Genomic DNA, 21,546 nt, shown 5'->3' with positions numbered 1-21,546 from the left:
CTACGGCATAAAAAAAGGCTGCTCAACAGAGCAGCCTTTTTCGTGTACCACAGCTATCGCATTACTTGCGTTCTACAGCCAAGGTGTAATCACGGCTGCGAGTAGGTTGGTTCCACATGGTGACTTGAATTTGGTATTCACCAGGTTGCAACGCTACTTCTACGCGAGAATCCAGATTGTCATTGTTGTAGTCAATGTCATCATTCTCGGCAATCACGAAACCATCTTTTTGTAGTGACAGGTATGTGTCAAAAGAAGGGGAGCCTAGGTCAATCACGTAGTTACCAGCCTGAGCAATCGTCAAGGTATGGGTAACACGATCAGCGCCGGATTGCATGATGGCGTGTATAGATTGACCGGGGGTGATACGTGGGTCATCAACGTTAGGAGGCAGGTTGTTGCCACCTAAAGTCAGCTCGTATACACCTTGCTGTGAGCCATCAATAGACACAGTGTGTGTGCCAGCAGGTAGGATTGCACGTGTGCTGCCATCGTTTTGACGACGAGGGAAGCTAATAGGCAAGCCGTCCAGTTCTACGTCAGCATCAAAGCCTAGCGCATCTACTTTCAGGTTCACGAAGGTAGGTTGTGCCAGTTCAAAGCTGAAGTTTTGCTGATCGCCCATGTACAAGCCAGCTTGTTTTTCACCATTTACGGTCAGAACATCACCGGATTTCAGGCTGACTTCAGGGATGTCTGCTTTATTGATGATCAAGCGGTAGGTACCGTTAAAGGTATCAGCGCCCAACGCAGAGCTAGTTTGGATGGTGTAAGTACCAGCATCTAGGTACGTTTGGATTTTGGCGTCATAGTTGTCGCCGCCATCATCATCCGAGGCGATTTCACGACCAGAGCGATCCAGCAGATCCAGGTAAGGGTCAACCTGACCTTGGTCGGCTTTCATGTCGATGGTGTAGACAGCAGGCTCTTTCACTTCTAGGGTGAAGCTTTGCTTGCGACCCATCGCAATTTCAGTGATATCCATGCCAGCTTCAACCACGCCACCTACGTAACTCTTTAGTGGGGTAGCAGTGACGCTGAAAGGACCATAAGCATTAGCGTCTATACCGCTGACGATCACGTCGTACTTACCACCTGTTTCGGCCTTGAAAGCCAATACAGAGGCTGATGCTTTGGAGTCACTTTGATTGGAGTTAGCGACCAGCATGCCATTTTGCAGTACGCTGATTTGCGCACGCAATGCGCCAGTCACGGCTATTTTGTAGAACAAACCGGCTTCAGCATCCAATGTGTAAGGAACGCTGCGTACGCCGTTGCTCAAGTTCACTAAACTTGAACTGTTGATTTCACCTGGGTGGGCTTTATCTAAGGCCAGTACTGGGAAAGCAGACTGAGAGACTGCTGGGTTTTGGTCTTGTTGATAATAGTAAGCGGTACCACCACCAGCGATAACCGCCCCAATAATAGCGGCAAAGATAGTCGAGAGCTTCATGTATAGGGATCTCTAAGTAGTATAAGTGGCTTCATTGTACTAGGGCATTCCCTAAACAAGGCGGTCTATTGTTAAGAAGGGTGAATCTACTGCATTACTGTGTAATTAAATGTAATTTATGGTGGTTTAGGCCATTTTTTGCAGCGAAAGGGCTGGGGTAGTCAATACATGACGGGTTTGTGAACAGCCGTGTCGGGCTACATGGAGCGTACATTCAGCAGGCATAAAAAAAGCTGCTCCGTAGAGCAGCTTTTTCATCTGGACGTATAAAACGTTTATTTACGTTTTACGCTCAAGCTGTAGTCACGGTTGCGAGAAGCTTCGCTCAGTGCCATGGCTTGGATTTGGTACTGACCAGGTTCCAACGCGATCTCGATACGAGAATCGGTGTTGCCATTGCTGTAATCGATATCATCGTTTTCAGCCAAGGTGTAACCATTCTGGTGCAAAGACAATGACGTATCGAACACAGGAGAACCCATATCGATGACGTAGTTACCGGCTTGAGTAATGTTCAAGGTGTAGTTGATGCGGGTCACACCAGACAGCATTACAGCTTGACGTGTATCGCCTACGCGAATAACGCCACCACCAGCATTGGCTGGAACAGCGCTAGCAGACAAGGTTAAGTCATAGATACCACCTTGTGAGCCATCAATAGTGATGGTGTGTGTACCAGCTTCTAGCACAGCGCGCAGAGAGTATTGACCACGGCGTTGGTAGTTGATGTTAGCACCGTCTACCATAACGTCTGGATCAAAACCTAGGGCATTCACATCGACATTAACCAGCATGGTTTCTGGTAGTTCGAAGTTGAACTCTTGTGCTTGACCGTTGTACAAACCGGTTTGTTTAGCGCCGTCAGCATGCAATGTAGCACCGGACTCCAAGGTGATTTCGCTGGTGAGTGCTTCTTTAGCGATAATCAAACGGTATGTACCTTGGAAGGTATCAGCGCCCACGGCAGAGCTAGCCTGAATGGTGTACGTGCCGGGTTCCAAGTAGGTTTGAATTTTGGCGTCGTAGTTATCGCCGCCATCATCGTCAGACACTAATTCACGACCGTTTTGATCCAACACGGACAAGTAAGGATCCAACCTACCTTGGTCGGCCTTCATGTCGATGGTGTAAATGGCTTTTTCTTCTACTTCCAGAGTGAAACTTTGCTGGCGGCCCATAGCAATTTCGGTAATGTCCATACCGGCTTTTACTATGCCACCTACATAGCTTTTCAATGGTGTTGCAGTAACACTGAATGGGCCGTAGGCATTAGAGTCTAGGCCGCTTACTACGACGTCGTATTTACCAGCAGTTTCGGCCTTGAACGCCAACACAGCGGGGGCAGCAGCGTTAGAGCTACTGCTGCATTCATTGCAGCTACTGCTGTTTGTTGCAGAGCTAGCAATCAACAGACCATTTTGCAGCACGCTGATTTGGGCACGCAACGCACCGGCTACAGCAATTTTGTAGAACTGGCCGGCTTCAGCGGTCAATGTGAACGGTACGCTACGTACACCGTTGCTTAAGTTGACCAGGCTGGTGCTGTTGACTTCACCGGCTTTAGCTGTATCCAACGGCAAAGCAGTAAAGCTTGCTTGCTGGGTTGTGCCTTGGTTTTGCTGGTAGTAGTAAGCAGTACCACCACCAGCGATGGCTGCGCCAAGAATGGCTGCAAAAATAGTCGAGAGCTTCATTATGTCAAGGTTCTCTGAGTAGTAAGAAAGTGCGCATATTGTACTCAGGCATTGGCAAAAAAATATAATGAATTGTTAGAGAGATAGAAATTTTTTTAAGTGCCTAGGCACTGGGTGTCATCCCAGCAAAGCCCATGAGTAATCGCATTAGCCCAGCAACCGCACCTAAGCTGGCAATGCTGCATACCCAAATAAGGATGAGCCAGCCTAAGCGACGCATGAATGAGCTTGAGGTGTTGGTAATAGTCGAGTCTTTCATTCGTGGTACCCATCTTGTGTTTTGCCGCGAAATACGTAGTAAGACCATGCTGAATAGCACAAAATAATAGGGATAATCAGCAAGGCACCTACTAAGGTAAAGCCCAAACTTTGTACCGGTGCGGCTGCTTCATAGATGGTGAGATCTGGCGGAATAATATGGGGCCATACGCTGATCACAAAGCCGGTGTAACCCAAAAATATGAGTAGCAATGACCAGACAAATGGGCCAGCATGCGGAACACCACGTAGGCAGCGAAAAATAGCGAAACAGGCTAGCAGTACTAAAAACGGTACTGGCAAGAAAAACCAGAGATTAGGAAAGCTAAACCAGCGTTCGGCAATGTCAGGATGGCGCAAAGGTGTCCAGAAGCTGACTATAGCGATAGAAGCAAGTAGTGCCAGCGTAATAGGGCGGGTGATGCGCACCATGCTTTGTTGCAGCGGGCCGCTGGTTTTTAGGATCAACCATGTCACGCCCAACAAGGCATAGGCAATGAGCGTTCCAATGCCAGTAAAGAAAGAGAAGGGGGTGATCCATCCCGCAACGGCATAACTGCTGTCATCCAGAGGGATGCCATCAATAAAGGCGCCTAGCGTTACACCTTGGAAAAAGGTGGCCACAATGGAGCCCAGCATGAAGGCTTTGTCCCAAAAGGCTTTGTGTGCCTCATCGGCTTTGAATCTAAACTCAAACGAAACACCGCGCCAGATTAAACCAGCCAGCATCAGTAGGAGCGGTATATACAGTGCGCTTAGCACCACGGCATATGCTTTAGGAAAGGCAGCCATTAAACCGGCACCACCCAGCACCAACCAGGTTTCATTACCATCCCAAACGGGGGCGACACTATTTACCATGGTGTCGCGATGTTGGCGATTGGGAATAAAGGCAAACAAGATGCCTATGCCCAAGTCAAAGCCATCGGTAATCACATACATCATGATGCCAAAGCCAATGATCAATAACCAGATCAAGGGTAAATCTATGCCCATGACTACTCCTTGTTATGTGTAGAGGAAGCGTGTGCGGACGTTAAGCCAGTCGTGGCAAGGTGGCTCGCGCGCAGCGGTTTTATGGGTGTTTCTTTTTTTGTGTGTGGGTCATCTGGGCCACGGCCAATTAGGCGCAGCATATAGAGAATGCCTAGTCCAAATACCGCCATATACATCAGGACTAAGACAACTAAGGTGGCCGACATAGTGGCAGTAGAGTGGGTAGACACCGCATCTTTGGTGCGCATCAGGCCATAGACTATCCAAGGCTGTCGGCCTATTTCAGTGGTGTACCAACCGGCAAGTAAGGCGACTAACCCAGACGGCCCCATCCATAGTGCAAAGCGCTGTAATGCTTTTGAATGAAAGGCTTTGCGACGCCATAATGCAGTGGCGCTCCAGAGAGCCAAGAGCAGCATCAATAAGCCCAACCCCACCATGATGCGGAAGGTCCAGAAGACGACGGCAGCCGGCGGCCTATCAGCGGCCGGGAATTCTTTAAGCCCAGGGTATTGGCCATCCCATTCATGAGTCAGGATCAAACCGCCCAAATTAGGAATGGATAGGGCGTAACGCGTGGTTTCGGTTTCCATATCCGGTAAACCAAACAGGATCAGCGGCACACCTTCCCCAGGTTTGTTCTCCCAATGTCCCTCAATTGCCGCGATTTTTGCGGGTTGATGTTTTAGCGTATTGAGACCATGTAAGTCACCGACGAAGATCTGCAGTGGGATCGTCGCCAATAGCATCCACATTGCCATGGAGAACATGGTGCGTATAGCAGCTTCTTGTTTGCCTTTAAGCAGATGCCACGCGGCAGAAGCCCCTACCAACAAGGCTGTACAGATAAAGGCGGCCAATACCATGTGGGCCAAACGGTACGGGAAGGAAGGGTTGAAAATGATCGCAATCCAATCCGTAGGAATAACCACGTTATTCACGATCTCATAGCCTTGTGGCGTTTGCATCCAGCTGTTAGAAGCCAGAATCCACGTGGCGGAAATCAACGTTCCTATGGCAACCATAATGGTGGCAAACCAGTGCAATCTAGGGCCTACCTTGTTCCAGCCAAAGAGCATGACACCTAAAAAACCAGCCTCTAGGAAAAAGGCAGTCAGTACTTCATAGGTCAGTAACGGGCCGGTGACACTACCCGCAAATTCTGAATAAAAGCTCCAGTTAGTACCAAATTGATAGGCCATGACTAAGCCAGACACCACGCCCATACCGAAGTTAACGGCAAATACTTTGGACCAGAAGTGATACAGCGTCTGATAAACCGGATTTTTTTTCCATAGCCACATGCCTTCCAGTACAGCGAGGTACGAAGCCAATCCTATGGTGATCGCGGGGAAAATAATATGAAAGCTTATGGTAAAGCCGAACTGAATGCGGGCCAGTTCTAGTGCATCTAGGCCGAACATGCGCAGACCTCCGAGTACAGCCAATGAGAAGAAGGGGCTGCCGCATAACAGAGTGAGTTCAGCAACAACCCATGAAAGCCATAAACCATACAAGATTTATATCGTATGGATAAATAACCTTAATTTGTATGCGTAATATAGGTTATTTTGTATGGATTATCAATCTTGTTTTGTATGGGTGTTGTATGGTTATTGCGGCTATTTTCGGCCATGCGATAGCGATCTTAGCGAGAGTCTCGCTTAAGATTGAAAGGGAGTGGGGATTTTTTGGGGAATAGTAGATGGCGTTCTTGTATGGTTTTTTGTATGGATTTTTACATCAAACCATCAAGAGAGGCACTACCCCTAGAAAGGGTAGTGCCTAAAGTGCTTATTCTGCAGCGTGAGGCACTGCAGCAGGTTGTTGTTGAAGCCGTTTCAGGCGTTTTTTGTACAGTGGCAAGCACAAGAACAATGCCAAGAACCAGAAAGGCGTGGCCACTAAACCAATCAAGGTTTCTTCTTCTTGGCTAAACAAGTACAGCGCGAAGGCAAAGAACACCAATGTGGCGTAGCACATAGGAATCGCAAAAGGCATTTTGTAGCTGGATTTCGCATGGGCCTCAGGGCGAATGCGACGGTATTTTAAGTACGACACCAAAATCACAGCCCAGACAAAAATAAAGCAAATGCTGGATACGGTGGTCACAATAGTGAACACGCGCATCACATCACCTTCTGCGTACAGCAGGAATACGCTGCTCAACAGCAGTGCGCACGAGTACAGCAAACCATTGCGTGGTGTGCCGCTACGGGACAGTTTGCCAAATGATTCTGGTGCCAGATCGTTTTTGGACAAGCCGTACAGCATGCGGCCTGTCGAGAACATGCCGCTGTTTGCTGATGACAGGGCAGACGTCAGTACCACAAAGTTAATAATCGCTGCGGCAGCACCTACACCAATCAACAAGAACATGTTCACAAATGGGCTCTTGTTGGGTGCAACTACATCCCATGGTGTAACGGTCATGATGACGGTTAGCGCCAGAACATAGAAAATAATTACGCGTACAGGGATCTTGTTGATGGCTTTAGGCAGATTTTTGGTTGGATCTGCCGTTTCAGCAGAGGCTGTACCTACCAGCTCAATCCCGACGAACGCAAAGATTGCAATCTGGAATGCAGCAAAAAAGCCCATGATGCCGTTAGGAAATACGCCACCTCTATCCCACAGATGAGACAGGCTAGCTTTATCGCCAGTGGGGCCAACAAAACCCGTAAACAGCAAATAGGCACCTACGGCGATCAAGGCCAAAATAGCTACGATTTTGATCAAAGCAAACCAAAATTCCAGCTCACCAAAAAGCTTGGCGGAGAGCAGGTTAAACGCCAATAAGAAGCCAATACATAAGATGCCGGGTAGCCAAAGCGGTACATCAGGCCACCAAAACTGGGTGTATCCGGTGATGGCAACGATATCGGCCACACCAATAACTACCCAGCAGAACCAATAGCTCCAGCCAGTGAAATACCCCATCGTAGGGCCAAGAATATCGGTAGCAAAATCCACAAAGGATTTGTATTCCAGATTGTGCAGCAGCAATTCTCCCATTGCTCGCATCACGAAAAAGAGGAAAAAACCGATGATGACGTAGGTAAACAAAACCGAAGGGCCTGCCAGGCTGATCGTGCGGCCAGAACCCATGAATAGACCTGTACCAATCGCGCCTCCAATCGCAATAAGTTGCAGGTGTCGGTTTTTTAACGAGCGTTGCAATCCTGATGAGTGTTGTTGACTCACGCGTTTCTCCGTAATTTGTTATATCACTATGACGTGGGTGTTACTGTGCTACAAGAAAAAAACACGGGCATACCACCGTTTCGTAGAAACGGTAGTAACAGTTGCAAACCAGAGTAAGCTCACAAGCGCACGACATAAATTCCCTTGTTGATTGCGCGTATCAACAGTGGGTGTGTGTGCCAGAAAGTATGCTTTGGTAGGCGTAATAGCCGCCCAGCTATTACGCGTACAGTAGGGAAATGGTCATGGCTGACTCTCCGGACGTAGTAGGTGAACAGTTACCATGTGGCATCTGTACCCCATCTGTCCGTTTACCTGAGAGCTTATCCATGATTGTGTCATGATCCCCTTCGGTGGGCATATTGTAATGCCTCTCTCCAGATTGTCACGGTTTCAGGATTCTTTTGCCTGAGAGTTTCCGGGGTGGTTGCTCCGTCGGCGCTTCATGGAGAATGAAGACTCTCTCCTGAACCATTTGATGACTTTGGCATTTTATAAGTAAGTGAAAAAGCCCTTCTATAAGCGTTAACCAGTACCTAGACTTTTGAAGCCTCAATAAATTTCTCCGAGATCAGGCCGTAAACCCTTTTGCGCTGTATTTATATGATTGGAGAACTTGATGTTTTCAAACTTGAGCTTACGTGCTCGTATGTTGATGGTTGTGGTGGGTATGATCGTAGTTGGGTTTACGGCCATCATCGCGGTAGTGGTGCAGCAAGGTTCTGCGATGCAGACAAAAGCTGCTCATATGTATGTAGAGGAAGCGGTAAAAGGCGAAGCGCAAGAGGTGATGAAGGAAACTGAAAAAGCCTTAAATGCCGCACGAACCTTAGCTCAAATGCTGTATGGTGTACGCCAAAGCGGGATCACAGATCGCTATGCCGCCATGGCTATGATGCGCGAAATTCTCGCGAATAATTCCAATTTTTTAACGGTGTGGGCGGTATGGGAACCCAACGCCTTTGATGGTAGGGATGAAGATTTTGCCCATGCGGATGCGCATGATGGCACAGGTAGGTTCACACCGTACTGGAGCCGCACCGATGGGGCCCTGACGGTGGACGTGATCCGTAACTACCAGCAGGCAGGTGAGGGGGATTACTACCTGAATGCCCGCAATACCAAACGAACTATTTTGTCTGAGCCTTACCGTGATTACATAGGCGGTATTTCGACGTTATTGACGAGTATTTCGGTACCTATACTGCATAACGACCAGGTGATTGCTGTAGTAGGGGTAGATATTGCGTTGTCGGCCTTCCAGAACCAGATCAGCCAGATTCGCCCCTACGAGATTGGTTATGCGAGCTTGTTTTCAGAGGGTGGTATCTACATTGGGCATCGGGATGCTGAACGTGTGGGTACCAAAATGGATGCCGATCAGAAGCAAAGTGTAGAGGCGGCAAGAGCCGGTAAAACGCAAAGTTTTGAAGATATAGACCCACTGCTTGGTGAGGATAGCTATACGGTAGTAGTGCCTATTACCTTACCGACTACAGAAGGTAAGTGGGCGTTATCGGTGACGGTGCCGCAGGCCAAAGTACTAGCCGAAGTCTACGAGTTGCGTAATACATCCCTAATTTTGGGTGCCATTAGCATTGTGGTGGTGTCCTTAGTATTGGGTGTGGCGCTAAATCGTATGGTGATTCGCCCCTTGGGCGGTGAGCCCGCGCAAGCCTTGCAGGTGGCGGAAAGTATTGCCCAAGGCGATTTGCGCTCTGATATTCATGTGCAAGAGGGCGATGAATATAGCGTGTTGCATGCGATGGATAGTATGCAAACGCAGTTGGTGGGTATTATCAGCGGCATCCGTGAAAACAGTGAATCTGTGTCGCAGGCGGCCTATCAGATAGCACAAGGTAACATCGACCTGTCTCAGCGCACAGAAGAGCAAGCGGCGGCATTGCAAGAAACAGCGGCAAGCTTAGAAGAGCTCTCGGTCACCGTGAAACAGAATGCAGACCATGCGCATCAAGCCAATGATTTGGCAGCAGATGCCTCATCTTTGGCAGTAGCCAGCGACGGTGCAGTGGGCGAGATTGTGCAGTCTATGACAGCACTAAGCCAAAGCTCGCAAAAGATGAATGACATCATTACCACGATTGAAAGCATTGCGTTCCAGACCAATATTTTGGCGTTGAATGCGGCGGTAGAAGCAGCCAGAGCGGGTGAAAATGGTAGAGGCTTTGCGGTAGTGGCGGCGGAGGTGCGTACGCTGGCGCAGCGTAGTGCTGTGTCGGCGCACGAGATTAAAGAGTTGATCGAAAGCTCGGTGCAGTTGGCACAAGGCAGTACCCAAAAAGTCGATAGAGCGAGCGGTATTATTCGTCAGGCAGCCGGTGCAATTACCGATGTGGCCAGACTGATGGACGAAATCGCTTCTGCCTCTAGCCAACAAAGTGATGGCCTTGCGCAGATCAATACAGCCATCGTGCAGATGGATGCCGTTACACAGCAAAACGCAGCCATGGTAGAGGAAGCCTCGGCGGCAGCCTCGTCATTGCAAGATCAGGCACGTCAATTATCTGACGCTGTTTCGGTGTTCAGAACCTAATCTTTACGTCCGTTGTAACGTAGTTAGCAGCCGTTTTCACTATCGTGGAAACGGCTGTTTCTGTATGGGGCTAGGGTAATTACGGATACTGCTAATACATATAACTTCATAGGATATATTTATATTCCGTTCACCAAGGAGATTGTGATGACTCACCCAACACTCAAACACTTCATTAATGGCAAGTTTGTGGCATCCACTGGCACAGACAGTTTTGACCTGATCAGCCCAGTGACTGGCAAAGTCTATGCACGTTCGCCTAATGCAACACAGCAAGATGTGGATGCTGCTTATGCCGCAGCACGTGCAGCGTTCAAGGTGTGGGGGCGTAGCACCCCGTCAGCACGTCAAAAAGCCTTGTTGGCGTTGGCGGATCAAATTGAGAAAAACAGTGACAGATTAGTAGAAGCACAAAGCCGTAACACTGGCCAACTGAAGCATTTGATCGCCTCTGAAGAAGTAGCGGTTTGTGCTGACCAGATTCGTTTCTTTGCCGGTGCTGCGCGCTTCTTGGAAGGCAAGGCTACTGCAGAATACATGGAAGGTTTGACCTCCAGTATTCGTCGTGAGCCACTGGGCGTAGTAGGGCAAGTAACACCGTGGAATTACCCCTTGATGATGGCAGTATGGAAGATTGCTCCAGCACTCGCCGCCGGTAACACCATTGTTCTAAAACCTAGTGACACCACACCAGAAAGTACCTTGTTGCTGGCTGAGTTGGTCGCGCCGCTATTTCCTGAAGGTGTATTTAACGTGGTGCTGGGTCAGGCTAATGCGGGTTCTATGGTGGTATCGCACCCCACACCTGCACTGGTTTCCATTACGGGCTCCGTACGTGCTGGTTTACAGGTTGCGGCATCAGCAGCGGCTAACTTGGCGCGCGCTCACTTAGAGTTGGGCGGTAAGGCTCCAGTAGTGGTGTTTGACGACGCTGACCTCGATAAAGCAGCTAGCACCATTTCTATCGCTGGCCTGTTCAACGCAGGGCAAGATTGCACAGCCGCGACACGCGTGTTGGTGGCAGAGTCTGTACACGATAAGTTTGTACAAAAATTGGTAGAGCAAGTGAAAGCCATCAAATTTGGTGATCCTGACGATACCGAGGCCCTGTACGGCGCTTTGAATAATGCCAGTCAATTAGAGCGCGTAAGTGGGTTTATGACGCGTTTGCCCGCACACGCCAAAATCCAAACCGGTGGTAAAGCGGCTAATCGTGATGGTTTCTACTTTGAACCTACTGTGATTACTGGTTTGAAACAAGACGACGAAGCGATCCAAACCGAAATCTTCGGGCCAGTGATTACCGTACAAACCTTTAGCGACGAGGCTGATGCCATCGCTAAAGCGAATGGCGTGGAGTATGGTTTGGCTTCTAGCGTGTGGACCACTAATCATGCCCGCACACAACGTCTGTCTCGTGAGCTGGATTTCGGTACCGTATGGATTAACACTCATATCCCATTGACCGCAGAAATGCCGCACGGTGGCTTCAAAAAATCGGGCTACGGTAAAGATTTGTCGGCCTACGGTTTTGAAGAGTACACCCGCGTTAAACATGTGATGAGCGCACACGAATAAGGGAGGAGTTATGAGCCAAACACTGTCAAACCGAGAGCTGGTGGCGAAGGCACACTATGAGCTCTTTACGCTGCGCGACACCAGCGCATTAGAAAAGTACTTTGCGGCAGACTTTATTGAACACTCACCATTAGTGGCTGATGGGCTAAGTGGCTTACGAGAGCTTGTGCAATCGTGCCCGGATCTAAAGCATGAAGCCCGTCGTGTGCTGCAAGATGGTGATTTAGTGGCCATTCATGGGCGTTTCGTGGGCTTGGATGAACAGCCCTTGGTGGGATTTGATTTATACCGCGTACGCGACGGGAAAATCGTTGAACACTGGGATGGCTTAGTGCCAGAGGCGGCACCCAATGCCAGCGGTCGCACGCAGTTGGATGGTCCTGTAGAACCCGGTAACGGAGATAAGGAAAAGAACCGCGAGTTAGTGTGGCGTTTCTTTACTGAAACCTTAATTAAGGGGGATTACACTGGGTTCGAACGCTACGCTAATGGTGAAAACTTCCATCAGCATAGTCCTGATATTGCCGATGGCGTAAAAGCCGTGATTGCCTTCCTAGAGCAATTGCGCAAAGACGGGCATGGCTTAGAGTATTCACGTATTCACCGTAGTGTGGCCGAAGGCGAGTTTGTATTAACGCATTCCGAAGGCACTATTGCTGGTGAGCGCCATGCGTATTTTGAGCTATGGCGTGTAGAAAACGGCAAAGTAGCCGAACTGTGGGATGCCATCGCCCCAGTGCCAGAAGATGATCAAGCTTTGCATAAGCATGGGATTTTCTGATCAGAAGTGCTACGATTCCCGATTTATCTACAGAATTGGGGAGTAGCAGCATGACGGCGCATGCCATTGTTTACGCGCCCATAGGTCAGGCAAGCCGGTCTGAGCTGGTAGTGGAACGGTTAAGTAACGCCATTCTGGCTGGTTTGCTTGAGGCCGATGAGCAATTGCCTAACGAGGCCGATTTATCGCGCATGTTGGGAGTCTCTCCGGTGACGGTGCGCGAGGCATTAAACACCTTGCGCATGCGTAACTTGATTGATACGCGTCGAGGCCGTAATGGTGGTAGTTTTGTCTGCAAAATGTCTACGGGTGTGCTGCTGGCGCAGCACCCCTTAAAGCTGGCCAGTTCGGCGTATTTGGCCGACTTAGGCGAGTGGCATTGTGCGGTGATTAGCCACAGCGCAAGATTGGCTGCACAGCGCTCTACCAATCAGGAAATACTGCGTTTCGAAAAAGCTGTCGATGCGTTTGCGGCGACCGAGCAAGCCGAAGAGCGTGCGCACGCCGATATGCGCTGTTTGTTGGCATTGGCTGCCAATGCACAATCGGCTAGGTTGGCGAATCAAGTGTTGATGATACAAGCGGAGTGGGCACCGTTGGTGGCTGCCCTATATCAATACACGAATGCGCACGAGCACGTGGTGGCGGTGTATAGGCAATTGGTACAGGCATTGCGCCAAAACGATGCAGATCAAGCCTGTACGCAGGCCCAACACATGATTTATCAGCTGACAGATCAACTGCTGGCCTGTAAAGTAAAGCTAGATGCAGACACATCATTACAACAGTCCCATCTGGCTTGATCCAAGGTGGGCGCAGCCTGCAGGAGATAACCATGTATAGCGATACTCCAGTAGAAAAAGCAAAGGCCATGTTGCACGACATCACACTTTCAGCGTGTAGTGCAGCGGCTAGTTTGGCAGAACAAACGCAGCGCATTTTGGCGCATACCGTTTCTGCACACAAAGAAGGCATACAGTTGGGGGCCGAGCAACGACAGCAGTTGCAAGCGCCCATACAAGCGATATTGCAGAATAACCCGTGGTGCAATGGGGCAGGGTTTGCCAGTTACAGTAATGCTCAGGCTGGCGAAGAAGTTTGGTCGTTAGAGTGGTGGTACCAAGAAGCGGGTGCTATTGAGCACGCGCAACTCGATCGCAACCAAGAAATACGTAAACGTTTAGATTTTCGTGTGTTTGATTGGTTTGGCCAGCCAGCCAATGATCATCAAGCCTACGTAGACGGCCCCTATGTGGACTACGTATGTAATGGCGACTACACCATTACCACGGCACATCCAGTACTGGTAGACGGTGTTTTTGTGGGTGTAGCGGCGGTTGATATGTTGGTGTCCACCTTGGATCGCTTGTTAGCGCCGCTATTGGCAGCGATTAACAATCCAGTAGTCGTCGTGAATGCCGATCGTAGGGTAGTGCTATCAACAGCGCCAGGCGTGCGTGTAGGCACACTGCAGCGTGATGGTCAGCCCTTAGAGCGCGGGCGTATCTTGCAATTGCTAGAGGTGCAGCCAGCGTCCGCAGCCGTGGCGACGCAAGCCTCGTCACATACGCTGCGCTTTGATCGCTATTCAGCGTTATCCGCCTCGTAAAATCTATCGCATCGTATTTTCCGCTTAGCATTTTGGTAGGTGGTTTTCTACGAAGTGCTGAGTGGTGAAAGTAGTAGCGGCATCAAAAAAGCCCTGCATCGTGATTGAAGCAGGGCTTTGTTGTATTGAGCGGCAGGCTTAGGGTTTGATGCTGCTGTGTACCAACGCTGTTACGGCTTCGGCGGTAGCGGCAGACAAGGTCCAACCCAAGTGGCCGTGGCCAGTGTTGTAGAACACGCCAGGCTGTTTACCTGTTTGGATGCGAGGCATCATGTCTGGCATCATGGGGCGCAAACCAGCCCAAGGAATAGCGTTTTCTGTGCTAACACCCGAGAAGTTGTAGCGTACCCATTCGGTCAGCGGGTTGACGCGGTCAGCACGGATATTACGGTTCTCACCGTTGTATTCGGCAGTACCCGCAATACGGAAACGGGAGTTACCCAAACGGCTGGTCACAATCTTGGCTTCTTCATCCAGCAAACTGACCCAAGGGGCAGATGTTTGGCTGATCTCATCTTCCAAAGGAATAGTGATGGAGTAGCCTTTAACAGGGTAAATGTTGATGCGGTCGCCTACCATGGCGGCCAGTTTGCGGCTACCTACGCCAGCGCAAATCACCAATGCATCGACCTCAACAGACTCAGGGTGTTGTGGCGCGCCTGTCAATTTAGAGATGTACTGAATGCGGTGTTTGGAGCCAGCTTGAGCAATGCTGCTTACCTCTACGTCCATCATGAACGTCACGCCTTTGCGTTCGCATGCTTCAGCTAAGCCACGGGTGTACTTATGAATATCGCCAGTAGAGTCGCTAGGTGTAAAGAAACCACCGTAGTACTTACCTTGCAATGTAGGCTCAATGGTGCGGATTTCTTCAGGTGTGACGGTACTGCGCTCTAGGCCGCCTTTGGCCAGCAGCTCGCTCACTTGAATGCCTGCCTCAAAGCCTTTTTTACTTTGGTACACGTGCAAGATGCCACGCTCTTCCAAATCGTATTCGATGTTTTCTTGTTTAGCCCAACGGTGGAAAGGCTCACGCGCAGCAATAGCCAGTTTGACGGTGTCTACGGTGTTTTTCTCGTAGTTGCGGATGTTGTAGAGAAACTCACCCATCCACGAGTATTTGTGCCAGGTAGGTGCTGGGTTCAGCAGCAGAGGAGCATCACGCTTGAACATCCACTTAAGGCCTTTCAGTACAGTGCCAGTGTTGTTCCAAACTTCAGCGTTACATGCGGATAATTGGCCACCGTTAGCAAACGAGGTTTCCATGGCAGGGTAACGTTGGCGGTCCATGACAATAACGTCATAGCCTTGTTCTCTCAGGGCGTAGGCTGTGGTCACGCCAGTAATACCGGCACCAATAACAGCAATGGTAGTCATGGGGTAATGCTCCAGATATAGAAATAGGGGTAGCCCGCTACATAGCGGCTACACCCCATCTGTCCGGTTACCTGAGAGCTTGTTCCACTGAGATCGTGGTCCCCTTCGGTGGGCAAAGCGTTGTTTGCCTCTCTCCAGATTGTCATGGTTTCAAGATCCTTTTGCCTGAGAGATTCCGGGGCGGTTGCTCCGTCGGCGCTTCGTAAGAAGTCTCTTTCCTGAACCATTTAGAATGACCGCCCTAAGTTTACGGGCTTTAAAAAAAATTACAACTCTAGCAAACCCGAATAACGATTAATTATTACGCGGCTAAATCGTTATCGTTAGGGGGAATATCGTCCAGCGGAGGCAAGCCAGCCGCCAAACGTAAGCGTTGGCAATCAGGGTTTGGGGTACCGTGAGCATCGTAGGCATGAAACTCTCGGCATACAGAAGGGCGTTGCTCGTATACACCACACCGTATAGAGGGATCACCGATTTCCCCTCGTAAACCAATGCAGCGGCCTGAACCTTTTTCGGTTCCTTTCATACAGGCGCGCAGTGGCCCAATTTGGGTGGTCAGTTCAACTGGAACCCAACCGCCGGTTTCGCCCATCAACTCGCCGCTGTAAAACGAAATGCGGAAGTGCTGACAACACACACCACAGGCGTAACAGGGGTTTTGGCGTTCGGGTTTGGACTGCGATGTGTCGCTCTGTAGTTTCTGACGCTCTTCTTGAAAATCAAGTAAGGAGGTAGAGAGAGTACTCATGAATGAGGTCCGCACTTTATAAATAAAAAAGAGTAATTACTCTACTTTTTGAAAGTCAGGGACAGGTCTGTGAGTGTCAAAAAATAGCACAATTAATTTTATAGAAAAGCGAAATTCACGAAAATATTTTTTTGTATGAAGTAGAGAGAAATAGGGGCGACTGCTGTGAAATTTGCAACAGCGTAGGGCGGCTGAACACACGGCTATATAACGGCGGGGCTGTTGTGTTGAGCGCTGATCAGCAACGAATAGCTAAGACGGTAAGGCAAACGTTAACCAAAACGGCGGTGCACTGATTAGCGTTTTTGGCTAGGCCAATATTGGAACTCTTCTGTATGCACTTCAATGTCTACGTCTGCCACGTGTTGCTGCATTTTGGCTTGCACGTCTTGTACGGCTTGGTTGTAAACGCTGGGCGCTATATCTTGCAGGAAAAAGTTAAGCAACGCATTCGCGGTAATGTTGCCGATGGACTCTTCCATGTTTTCATCGAAATATCGCTGAATGGATTCGATGGCTCTGGTTTTTGTGTCGCGATCAAGTTCAATAGTCATAACAACAGTGTAAAGAAAATACAGAAGGGGCATGGCACTACACCATACAAGACAGTAGTGCTGTAAGTAGACAGCACTACTGTGCGATGGCTGCATCTAACACGCGTGTGGTGTTGAGCAGCAGGCTATAGCATCGTTTAACGATTCATTTTGCTTAACAGTAGCAGACCAATCACTGCGCATACGCCAGAAAGTATGAACCCAGTACTGTAACCAAACTGATGAATAGCCATTCCGATCACAGGTGCCGTCACCGCATACGAGGCATCTTGGAAGCCCGAGTAAAAGCCCATCGCCGTACCGCGTTCGTGTACAGCACAGCGCCCAGCGGCAATAGCACCCAAAGCGGGGAAGGTGAGTGAGCAACTACCACCAATCACCGCGACACATAACAATGCCAAATATTGGGTGGGTGCAAAGGCCAGAGCGAGTAGACCGATGGCTTGCACACTTAACGACACCGCCACTAGTCTGGCTAAGCGTTGACCTTGTAGTAAGTGACCTACGGCTAATCGCACCACCACAAAGGAAATACCGAATAGCGATAAGGCGAGCGTGACGGCAGACCATCCCGATACCGAAAAATACAGAGAGATAAACGCCTCAATAGACACAAAACCTACACCATGCAAAAACAAGATGCTGCCTGGTAGCGCGACCTTCGCAAATACGGTTTTTCCTGCCGCTTTTTTAGTGGTAGAGGCGTGACTGTTTTCTACGCTCAATAGGGATAAGGCTGATGCGATAGCCAGTATGACAATACACAGCGCTACCCCTCCCAAGCCTACGTAGGTGAAGAGTAAGATGCCAATAGGCGCTCCGCACGCTACTGCACCATAGATGGATATACCGGTCATGGACAGCACGCGTGCAGTGCTGGATTCACCCAGTTTATGTATGGCCCACATAATGGCGCCCGTTGTCAGTACACCTACGGCCAAGCCTTGCATTAATCGAGCGACCAAAAGAATGGCGATGGTGCCACTGGACGTAAAACTAGTGGTGCCGAGGATTAAGCCATACAGGCCTAGTCCAATCAAACTGGTAATCACGCAGCGTCGTACACCTGCAGTGCTTAATAGCTGCCCTACAAAAACACGGCTGATTAATGAGGCGACAAATTGAGAGCCTATGACAATACCCACGATGGTATCGCTGGCTGCAAGGTCTTTAGAGATGTAGAGCGGTAGAGCGCCCAACGATAAACCCACCACAAAAAAGCAGCAAACAATAGCGCCTTGTATGCGAATGAGGTCTAGTAAGGTGGAGCGAGAAGATTGCATGTGGTACCCAAATAAGTGCAGGGCACCGAATCGATTACGTATACGGACGCCCTGCTAACTAAAAAGCAGTGCGCGTTGGTTAACGTAAACGCTTACGGTTCTACGGCATGTAATGTAGTAAGACACAAACAGGTGTCTTCCATAGAACTATGAAGTGATAATAGCATTCGTTTACGTTGCTAAACAAGAATGCCATTGAGGGTAGTGGGGTTCACAAGAGTTGTGATGTGTGTCTGTGGATCAGGCACTACAGCTAAAGGCTGGTAGTGGTATGAATTCAGAGGCTGATGTTTGATCTGATAAAGTCTATCAAGGTATAAAAGAACTCCATATCTTTCAGGGATGCCGCACGGTGAATAGATACCTCAATTCTTTGCTTATAGCGTTATGCAGTGCGGGTGTTTCTGCGCCGAGTCTGGCTGCGAATAGTGCTGAGCCATCAACATGGCTAAGTGACAATAATAGTGCATGGACATGGCAAATTACCCCTTATGTCTGGGCCGCAGGTCTGAAAGGGCATATGTCGCCGTTTAAGCATGGGCCTACGATGAGCGTCGAAAAGTCGTTCTCTGACGTGATGAGTGATTTCAGCATGGGGGGCTTTATTAACGCATGGGGGCGACGAGATCGTTTTGTGTTCTCGGGTGACATGATGTACATCAGCACCAGAAGTGCAGAAGCTAGTGGCCCGTTATCGGCCTTTCAGTTACCGGGTTTTGGTGTGACCATTCCTGCTGGCGCTGACACGAAGGCCAAAGTAAAAAGTAAACAGTTTATGGCCACTCTACAAGCAGGCTATAGGGTAGTGGATACGCCAGCGTTTACCTTGGATGCATTAGGTGGCGTGCGTTTTTGGCATATTTCTACCGACGTGAGGGTAACCGCTGGTCATCCCGCTATAGGTACGAGAGCGGCCAGACAAAAAGAAAACTTCAATTGGGTAGATCCGTTGCTAGGAGTACGGGCATTTGTGCCCATTGCTGATCAATGGTCGCTGCAAATGCAAGCGGATATAGGCGGCTTTGGTATGGGGGCTAAACACACTTGGTCGGCGTTGGGGACAGTGAATTATGTGTTTTCAGATAACTTATCAGTTTCTGCGGGGTACAAAGTACTGGATGTGAATTACAAACACCATGGTCATGAGTATGACGTACGTATGAAAGGGCCTGTGCTGGGGCTGACATACAGATTTTAAGTAGCGGTGTTTTAAGCACGCATGAAAATAAAAAAACCGCCATAAAGGCGGTTTTGTTTTATCTTGACGTTCTTTTTATATTACGTACAAAATTTCTGCGTATTTCTGACAGTTGTTGCTCTTGTATCTGTTTTTGTTCTGGTGAACGTTTTTCAGTATTTAAAAATGCAACTGCAGATAAGGAAGGATTAATACCTTGATGAGGTTTTTGATAAATCATGATGATCTCCAACGCTTTTACCATTTGATCATCTAGCGTAATGGGCAGTATGGATTACCTACTATATGGCATAGAAAAAATGAATGCGTTTTTAAAGTTATAGGCAAGTAAATAACTAGCCTGTTTTATGATTGTTGTAAGGATATGATCTGACTCGACTACTATGAGGCTTACTAGCTTTATTGTATACAGTAAGTTTGTAACTATTTAGTAGAAGATGAACGCAATATACTTTATCGTATTAAACGCGATAAATCATTGAGATAAAGCAAAAAGAATTACTAATCAGCGATCAAGCTTATAGGGCACTACCAGTTTTCAGTGATAGCAAGAGGGTATTTGCTTACGTATCATAGTGATGTACGTAATATCCCTGTTCTTTCTGTGGGTCTGAAAATTATCCATGAATAATTTGCACAGCGTTTTGGTTTATACAAAACGTCAACTGTGGCATATCGTGAGCAAGAGCTTCCGGCGTAGGAAGTGCACGATATCTTCGAATCACATTGTTTTAGTAGTTTTGCTACTGGGTGTGAGTAGTGGCCCAGATCTTTATATGCTGTTTGTGCATAAAAAAGAAGATAATTATACCAGATATGCTAGCGATTTGCTTAATCCAGCTGTTTTCCCTGCAGGAACAAGACATCAGTATGGTGCTGTGAGTGATTTGATGGTGTCAGAAACTCCGTGGAAAAATCAAAAACCAGTATTTCAGATTAACCAGACCGCACGCATTACGGGAATTAGGGGCTAGGCCGCAAAGCGGCGTTGATTGCGTAGTAATTCACTAGCCCAGTACACTGGCATTTTGATGAAGCAGTGCCAAAGGCATAAGAAATCATAATGTCAGATATCAAACACTGGTCAAAAGTAGAGCTTTTGCACCAAACTCATAGTAATCCCAATATTCATCACAAGGGCACGCATAGCTATTACAGCAATGCGTGGTCAGAAGGCTTTGAGCACAGTGTGGTGCGGTATTTGTATGGCGATGCCTATAGTTTGCAAGCGTGGGAACCAGCGTGGGAGATTGATCAGCTCTATGTGGGCGATTATGTGTGTATAGGGGCAGAGGCCGTCATCTTACTGGGCGGCAATCATACGCATCGTACAGATTGGTTCTCGTTATACCCATTTGTAGAAAATATTGAGCGTTCTTATCAAGCAAAAGGTGACACGATCATTGGTGATGGTGCATGGATAGGCATGCGCGCCATGATTATGCCCGGAATTCGCATAGGTGAAGGAGCCATTATTGCGTCAGGTGCTATTGTGACCAAAGATGTAGAAGCCTATACCGTTGTTGCTGGTAACCCCGCTAAAGTCGTGAAAAAACGTTTTAGTGATGAAACCATTAGTAGGTTATTGGCCTTAAACGTCTATGCCTTACCTGTAGAAACCTTTGAGCGCATTAAACACTTATTATGCGATGCAGATATAGATGCTCTAGAGTCGGAGCTAACGAAATGAAGCGGCTTATGGGTTGCTAGAGGGAGCATCACGTTAAGTTGCTATCAGGAGAAGGAGACCATATGACTGGGGAAATCTTTTTAGATCGCATTCAAAATGCTGTACATCATCCTACCGCAGAGCATCCTCGTGTGTTGACGGATAGGCTCTGGCCTAGAGGCTTACGTAAAGACGCTCTGGGCGACATACAGTGGTACAAAGAGGCTAGCCCCAGCACAGAGTTGCGCAAAGCCTTTCATTCTGGTGAATTGAATGTGTCTACATTCCAAGTGGCATATAAAAAGCAGTTGTTAGAGAACCTTGCCTGTTTAGATCCTCTGTTGGCGTTGTTAAAGCGTGGCGACGTGACACTGTTAACGGCGACTAAAGACGCTAACACCTCGTATTTGCAGGTATTAAAAACGGTTTTAGTAGAACGTATAGCCCATCCTAAATAAGGTGGGTGCGCTAGAGTAAAGAAGGCTGCAACTCAGCAGAATGCTAAGAATTAACAAATAGTCGCATACTTTTTCCTGTAGCCATAAAGCTTGGGGTACGATTTTACATACCGGGTAGGCCGGTAGAAA

General features: G+C 48.6%; 20 protein-coding genes and 2 riboswitches. Of the genes, 9 read left to right on the top strand and 11 right to left on the bottom strand.

Features of this window, described 5'->3' with window-relative positions; all coding sequences use genetic code 11:
- Positions 1-61: 61 nt before the first annotated feature.
- The 6 genes from ACLPHM_RS04430 to ACLPHM_RS04405 all read right to left on the bottom strand — a co-directional run bounded on the left by ACLPHM_RS04430 (position 62) and on the right by ACLPHM_RS04405 (position 7,605).
- Entirely contained in the window at positions 62-1,453 is a 1,392-nt protein-coding gene (locus ACLPHM_RS04430) for a hypothetical protein (RefSeq protein ID WP_430220055.1), read from the bottom strand.
- A 275-nt stretch (positions 1,454-1,728) separates the two neighbouring features.
- On the bottom strand, positions 1,729-3,147 hold the full coding sequence (locus ACLPHM_RS04425) for a hypothetical protein (protein ID WP_430220054.1): 1,419 nt from the start codon (positions 3,145-3,147) through the stop codon (positions 1,729-1,731).
- Between the two features lie 103 nt (positions 3,148-3,250).
- A complete protein-coding gene (locus ACLPHM_RS04420) occupies positions 3,251-3,406 on the bottom strand; it encodes a DUF2474 domain-containing protein (RefSeq protein WP_430220053.1) in 156 nt (51 codons plus the stop codon).
- Positions 3,403-4,401, bottom strand: a complete 999-nt coding sequence (gene cydB, locus ACLPHM_RS04415) for a cytochrome d ubiquinol oxidase subunit II (RefSeq protein WP_430220052.1) — start codon at positions 4,399-4,401, stop codon at positions 3,403-3,405. Before cydB ends, ACLPHM_RS04420 begins: the two co-directional genes overlap by 4 nt.
- 2 nt (positions 4,402-4,403) lie before the next feature.
- Positions 4,404-5,825 (bottom strand): cytochrome ubiquinol oxidase subunit I, encoded by a 1,422-nt coding sequence (locus ACLPHM_RS04410; protein ID WP_430220051.1) that lies wholly within the window; start codon positions 5,823-5,825, stop codon positions 4,404-4,406.
- Positions 5,826-6,195: 370 nt separating this feature from the next.
- Positions 6,196-7,605, bottom strand: coding sequence for an amino acid permease (locus ACLPHM_RS04405; RefSeq protein WP_430220050.1), 1,410 nt, complete (start codon positions 7,603-7,605; stop codon positions 6,196-6,198).
- A 386-nt stretch (positions 7,606-7,991) separates the two neighbouring features.
- Positions 7,992-8,082, bottom strand: a riboswitch (glycine riboswitch).
- A gap of 142 nt (positions 8,083-8,224) precedes the next feature.
- Between ACLPHM_RS04405 and ACLPHM_RS04400 the strand changes: the two genes are divergently transcribed.
- The 5 genes from ACLPHM_RS04400 (at position 8,225) to ACLPHM_RS04380 (ending at position 14,127) form a co-directional block, all read left to right on the top strand.
- On the top strand, positions 8,225-10,159 hold the full coding sequence (locus ACLPHM_RS04400; protein ID WP_430220049.1) for a methyl-accepting chemotaxis protein: 1,935 nt from the start codon (positions 8,225-8,227) through the stop codon (positions 10,157-10,159).
- Between the two features lie 147 nt (positions 10,160-10,306).
- Positions 10,307-11,737 (top strand): gamma-aminobutyraldehyde dehydrogenase, encoded by a 1,431-nt coding sequence (locus ACLPHM_RS04395; RefSeq protein ID WP_430220048.1) that lies wholly within the window; start codon positions 10,307-10,309, stop codon positions 11,735-11,737.
- A gap of 10 nt (positions 11,738-11,747) precedes the next feature.
- Positions 11,748-12,518 carry a nuclear transport factor 2 family protein gene (locus ACLPHM_RS04390; protein WP_430220047.1) on the top strand — a complete coding sequence of 257 codons (771 nt, stop codon included), beginning with the start codon at positions 11,748-11,750 and terminating at the stop codon, positions 12,516-12,518.
- A 50-nt stretch (positions 12,519-12,568) separates the two neighbouring features.
- Positions 12,569-13,321 (top strand): FadR/GntR family transcriptional regulator, encoded by a 753-nt coding sequence (locus ACLPHM_RS04385; RefSeq protein ID WP_430220046.1) that lies wholly within the window; start codon positions 12,569-12,571, stop codon positions 13,319-13,321.
- Between the two features lie 32 nt (positions 13,322-13,353).
- A complete protein-coding gene (locus ACLPHM_RS04380; protein WP_430220045.1) occupies positions 13,354-14,127 on the top strand; it encodes a cache domain-containing protein in 774 nt (257 codons plus the stop codon).
- Between the two features lie 138 nt (positions 14,128-14,265).
- On the opposite strand, the gene ACLPHM_RS04375 is transcribed toward ACLPHM_RS04380, so the two are convergent.
- The 4 genes from ACLPHM_RS04375 to ACLPHM_RS04360 form a co-directional block, all read right to left on the bottom strand.
- Entirely contained in the window at positions 14,266-15,504 is a 1,239-nt protein-coding gene (locus tag ACLPHM_RS04375) for a D-amino acid dehydrogenase (protein WP_430220044.1), read from the bottom strand.
- Positions 15,505-15,647: 143 nt separating this feature from the next.
- Positions 15,648-15,733, bottom strand: a riboswitch (glycine riboswitch).
- A 72-nt stretch (positions 15,734-15,805) separates the two neighbouring features.
- Complete coding sequence (locus ACLPHM_RS04370) at positions 15,806-16,255, bottom strand: YkgJ family cysteine cluster protein (RefSeq protein ID WP_430220043.1); 450 nt, start codon at positions 16,253-16,255, stop codon at positions 15,806-15,808.
- Between the two features lie 296 nt (positions 16,256-16,551).
- Complete coding sequence (locus ACLPHM_RS04365) at positions 16,552-16,809, bottom strand: DUF2164 domain-containing protein (protein WP_430220042.1); 258 nt, start codon at positions 16,807-16,809, stop codon at positions 16,552-16,554.
- Between the two features lie 137 nt (positions 16,810-16,946).
- A complete protein-coding gene (locus ACLPHM_RS04360; protein ID WP_430220041.1) occupies positions 16,947-18,092 on the bottom strand; it encodes an MFS transporter in 1,146 nt (381 codons plus the stop codon).
- Between the two features lie 547 nt (positions 18,093-18,639).
- Here ACLPHM_RS04360 and ACLPHM_RS04355 point away from each other — a divergent pair.
- Positions 18,640-19,290 (top strand): hypothetical protein, encoded by a 651-nt coding sequence (locus ACLPHM_RS04355; protein ID WP_430220040.1) that lies wholly within the window; start codon positions 18,640-18,642, stop codon positions 19,288-19,290.
- A gap of 58 nt (positions 19,291-19,348) precedes the next feature.
- Here ACLPHM_RS04355 and ACLPHM_RS04350 read toward each other — a convergent pair whose 3' ends face one another.
- Entirely contained in the window at positions 19,349-19,510 is a 162-nt protein-coding gene (locus ACLPHM_RS04350) for a hypothetical protein (protein WP_430220039.1), read from the bottom strand.
- Between the two features lie 403 nt (positions 19,511-19,913).
- Here ACLPHM_RS04350 and ACLPHM_RS04345 point away from each other — a divergent pair, with 403 nt between their 5' ends.
- The 3 genes from ACLPHM_RS04345 (at position 19,914) to ACLPHM_RS04335 (ending at position 21,417) form a co-directional block, all read left to right on the top strand.
- Positions 19,914-20,264 (top strand): hypothetical protein, encoded by a 351-nt coding sequence (locus tag ACLPHM_RS04345; protein WP_430220038.1) that lies wholly within the window; start codon positions 19,914-19,916, stop codon positions 20,262-20,264.
- Positions 20,265-20,353: 89 nt separating this feature from the next.
- Entirely contained in the window at positions 20,354-20,980 is a 627-nt protein-coding gene (locus tag ACLPHM_RS04340; protein WP_430220037.1) for a CatB-related O-acetyltransferase, read from the top strand.
- Positions 20,981-21,042: 62 nt separating this feature from the next.
- Positions 21,043-21,417, top strand: a complete 375-nt coding sequence (locus tag ACLPHM_RS04335; RefSeq protein WP_430220036.1) for a DUF488 domain-containing protein — start codon at positions 21,043-21,045, stop codon at positions 21,415-21,417.
- Positions 21,418-21,546: the final 129 nt, after the last annotated feature.

The sequence above is a fragment of the Paenalcaligenes sp. Me131 genome (assembly GCF_050487225.1).
GTDB lineage: Bacteria > Pseudomonadota > Gammaproteobacteria > Burkholderiales > Burkholderiaceae_B > Paenalcaligenes.
Note: the sequence above shows the minus strand (reverse complement) of the source record. Positions and strands in the feature narration are given on the sequence as shown.

Coding starts and splice junctions, on each gene's coding strand:
- ACLPHM_RS04355 (WP_430220040.1), top strand. CDS start 18,640: ATGAGCGTCGAAAAGTCGTTCTCTGACGTGATGAGTGATTTCAGCATG.
- ACLPHM_RS04425 (WP_430220054.1), bottom strand. CDS start 3,147: ATGAAGCTCTCGACTATTTTTGCAGCCATTCTTGGCGCAGCCATCGCT.
- ACLPHM_RS04420 (WP_430220053.1), bottom strand. CDS start 3,406: ATGAAAGACTCGACTATTACCAACACCTCAAGCTCATTCATGCGTCGC.
- cydB (WP_430220052.1), bottom strand. CDS start 4,401: ATGGGCATAGATTTACCCTTGATCTGGTTATTGATCATTGGCTTTGGC.
- ACLPHM_RS04340 (WP_430220037.1), top strand. CDS start 20,354: ATGTCAGATATCAAACACTGGTCAAAAGTAGAGCTTTTGCACCAAACT.
- ACLPHM_RS04410 (WP_430220051.1), bottom strand. CDS start 5,825: ATGTTCGGCCTAGATGCACTAGAACTGGCCCGCATTCAGTTCGGCTTT.
- ACLPHM_RS04400 (WP_430220049.1), top strand. CDS start 8,225: ATGTTTTCAAACTTGAGCTTACGTGCTCGTATGTTGATGGTTGTGGTG.
- ACLPHM_RS04380 (WP_430220045.1), top strand. CDS start 13,354: ATGTATAGCGATACTCCAGTAGAAAAAGCAAAGGCCATGTTGCACGAC.
- ACLPHM_RS04430 (WP_430220055.1), bottom strand. CDS start 1,453: ATGAAGCTCTCGACTATCTTTGCCGCTATTATTGGGGCGGTTATCGCT.
- ACLPHM_RS04335 (WP_430220036.1), top strand. CDS start 21,043: ATGACTGGGGAAATCTTTTTAGATCGCATTCAAAATGCTGTACATCAT.
- ACLPHM_RS04370 (WP_430220043.1), bottom strand. CDS start 16,255: ATGAGTACTCTCTCTACCTCCTTACTTGATTTTCAAGAAGAGCGTCAG.
- ACLPHM_RS04345 (WP_430220038.1), top strand. CDS start 19,914: ATGAATAATTTGCACAGCGTTTTGGTTTATACAAAACGTCAACTGTGG.
- ACLPHM_RS04385 (WP_430220046.1), top strand. CDS start 12,569: ATGACGGCGCATGCCATTGTTTACGCGCCCATAGGTCAGGCAAGCCGG.
- ACLPHM_RS04365 (WP_430220042.1), bottom strand. CDS start 16,809: ATGACTATTGAACTTGATCGCGACACAAAAACCAGAGCCATCGAATCC.
- ACLPHM_RS04375 (WP_430220044.1), bottom strand. CDS start 15,504: ATGACTACCATTGCTGTTATTGGTGCCGGTATTACTGGCGTGACCACA.
- ACLPHM_RS04360 (WP_430220041.1), bottom strand. CDS start 18,092: ATGCAATCTTCTCGCTCCACCTTACTAGACCTCATTCGCATACAAGGC.
- ACLPHM_RS04350 (WP_430220039.1), bottom strand. CDS start 19,510: ATGATTTATCAAAAACCTCATCAAGGTATTAATCCTTCCTTATCTGCA.
- ACLPHM_RS04395 (WP_430220048.1), top strand. CDS start 10,307: ATGACTCACCCAACACTCAAACACTTCATTAATGGCAAGTTTGTGGCA.
- ACLPHM_RS04390 (WP_430220047.1), top strand. CDS start 11,748: ATGAGCCAAACACTGTCAAACCGAGAGCTGGTGGCGAAGGCACACTAT.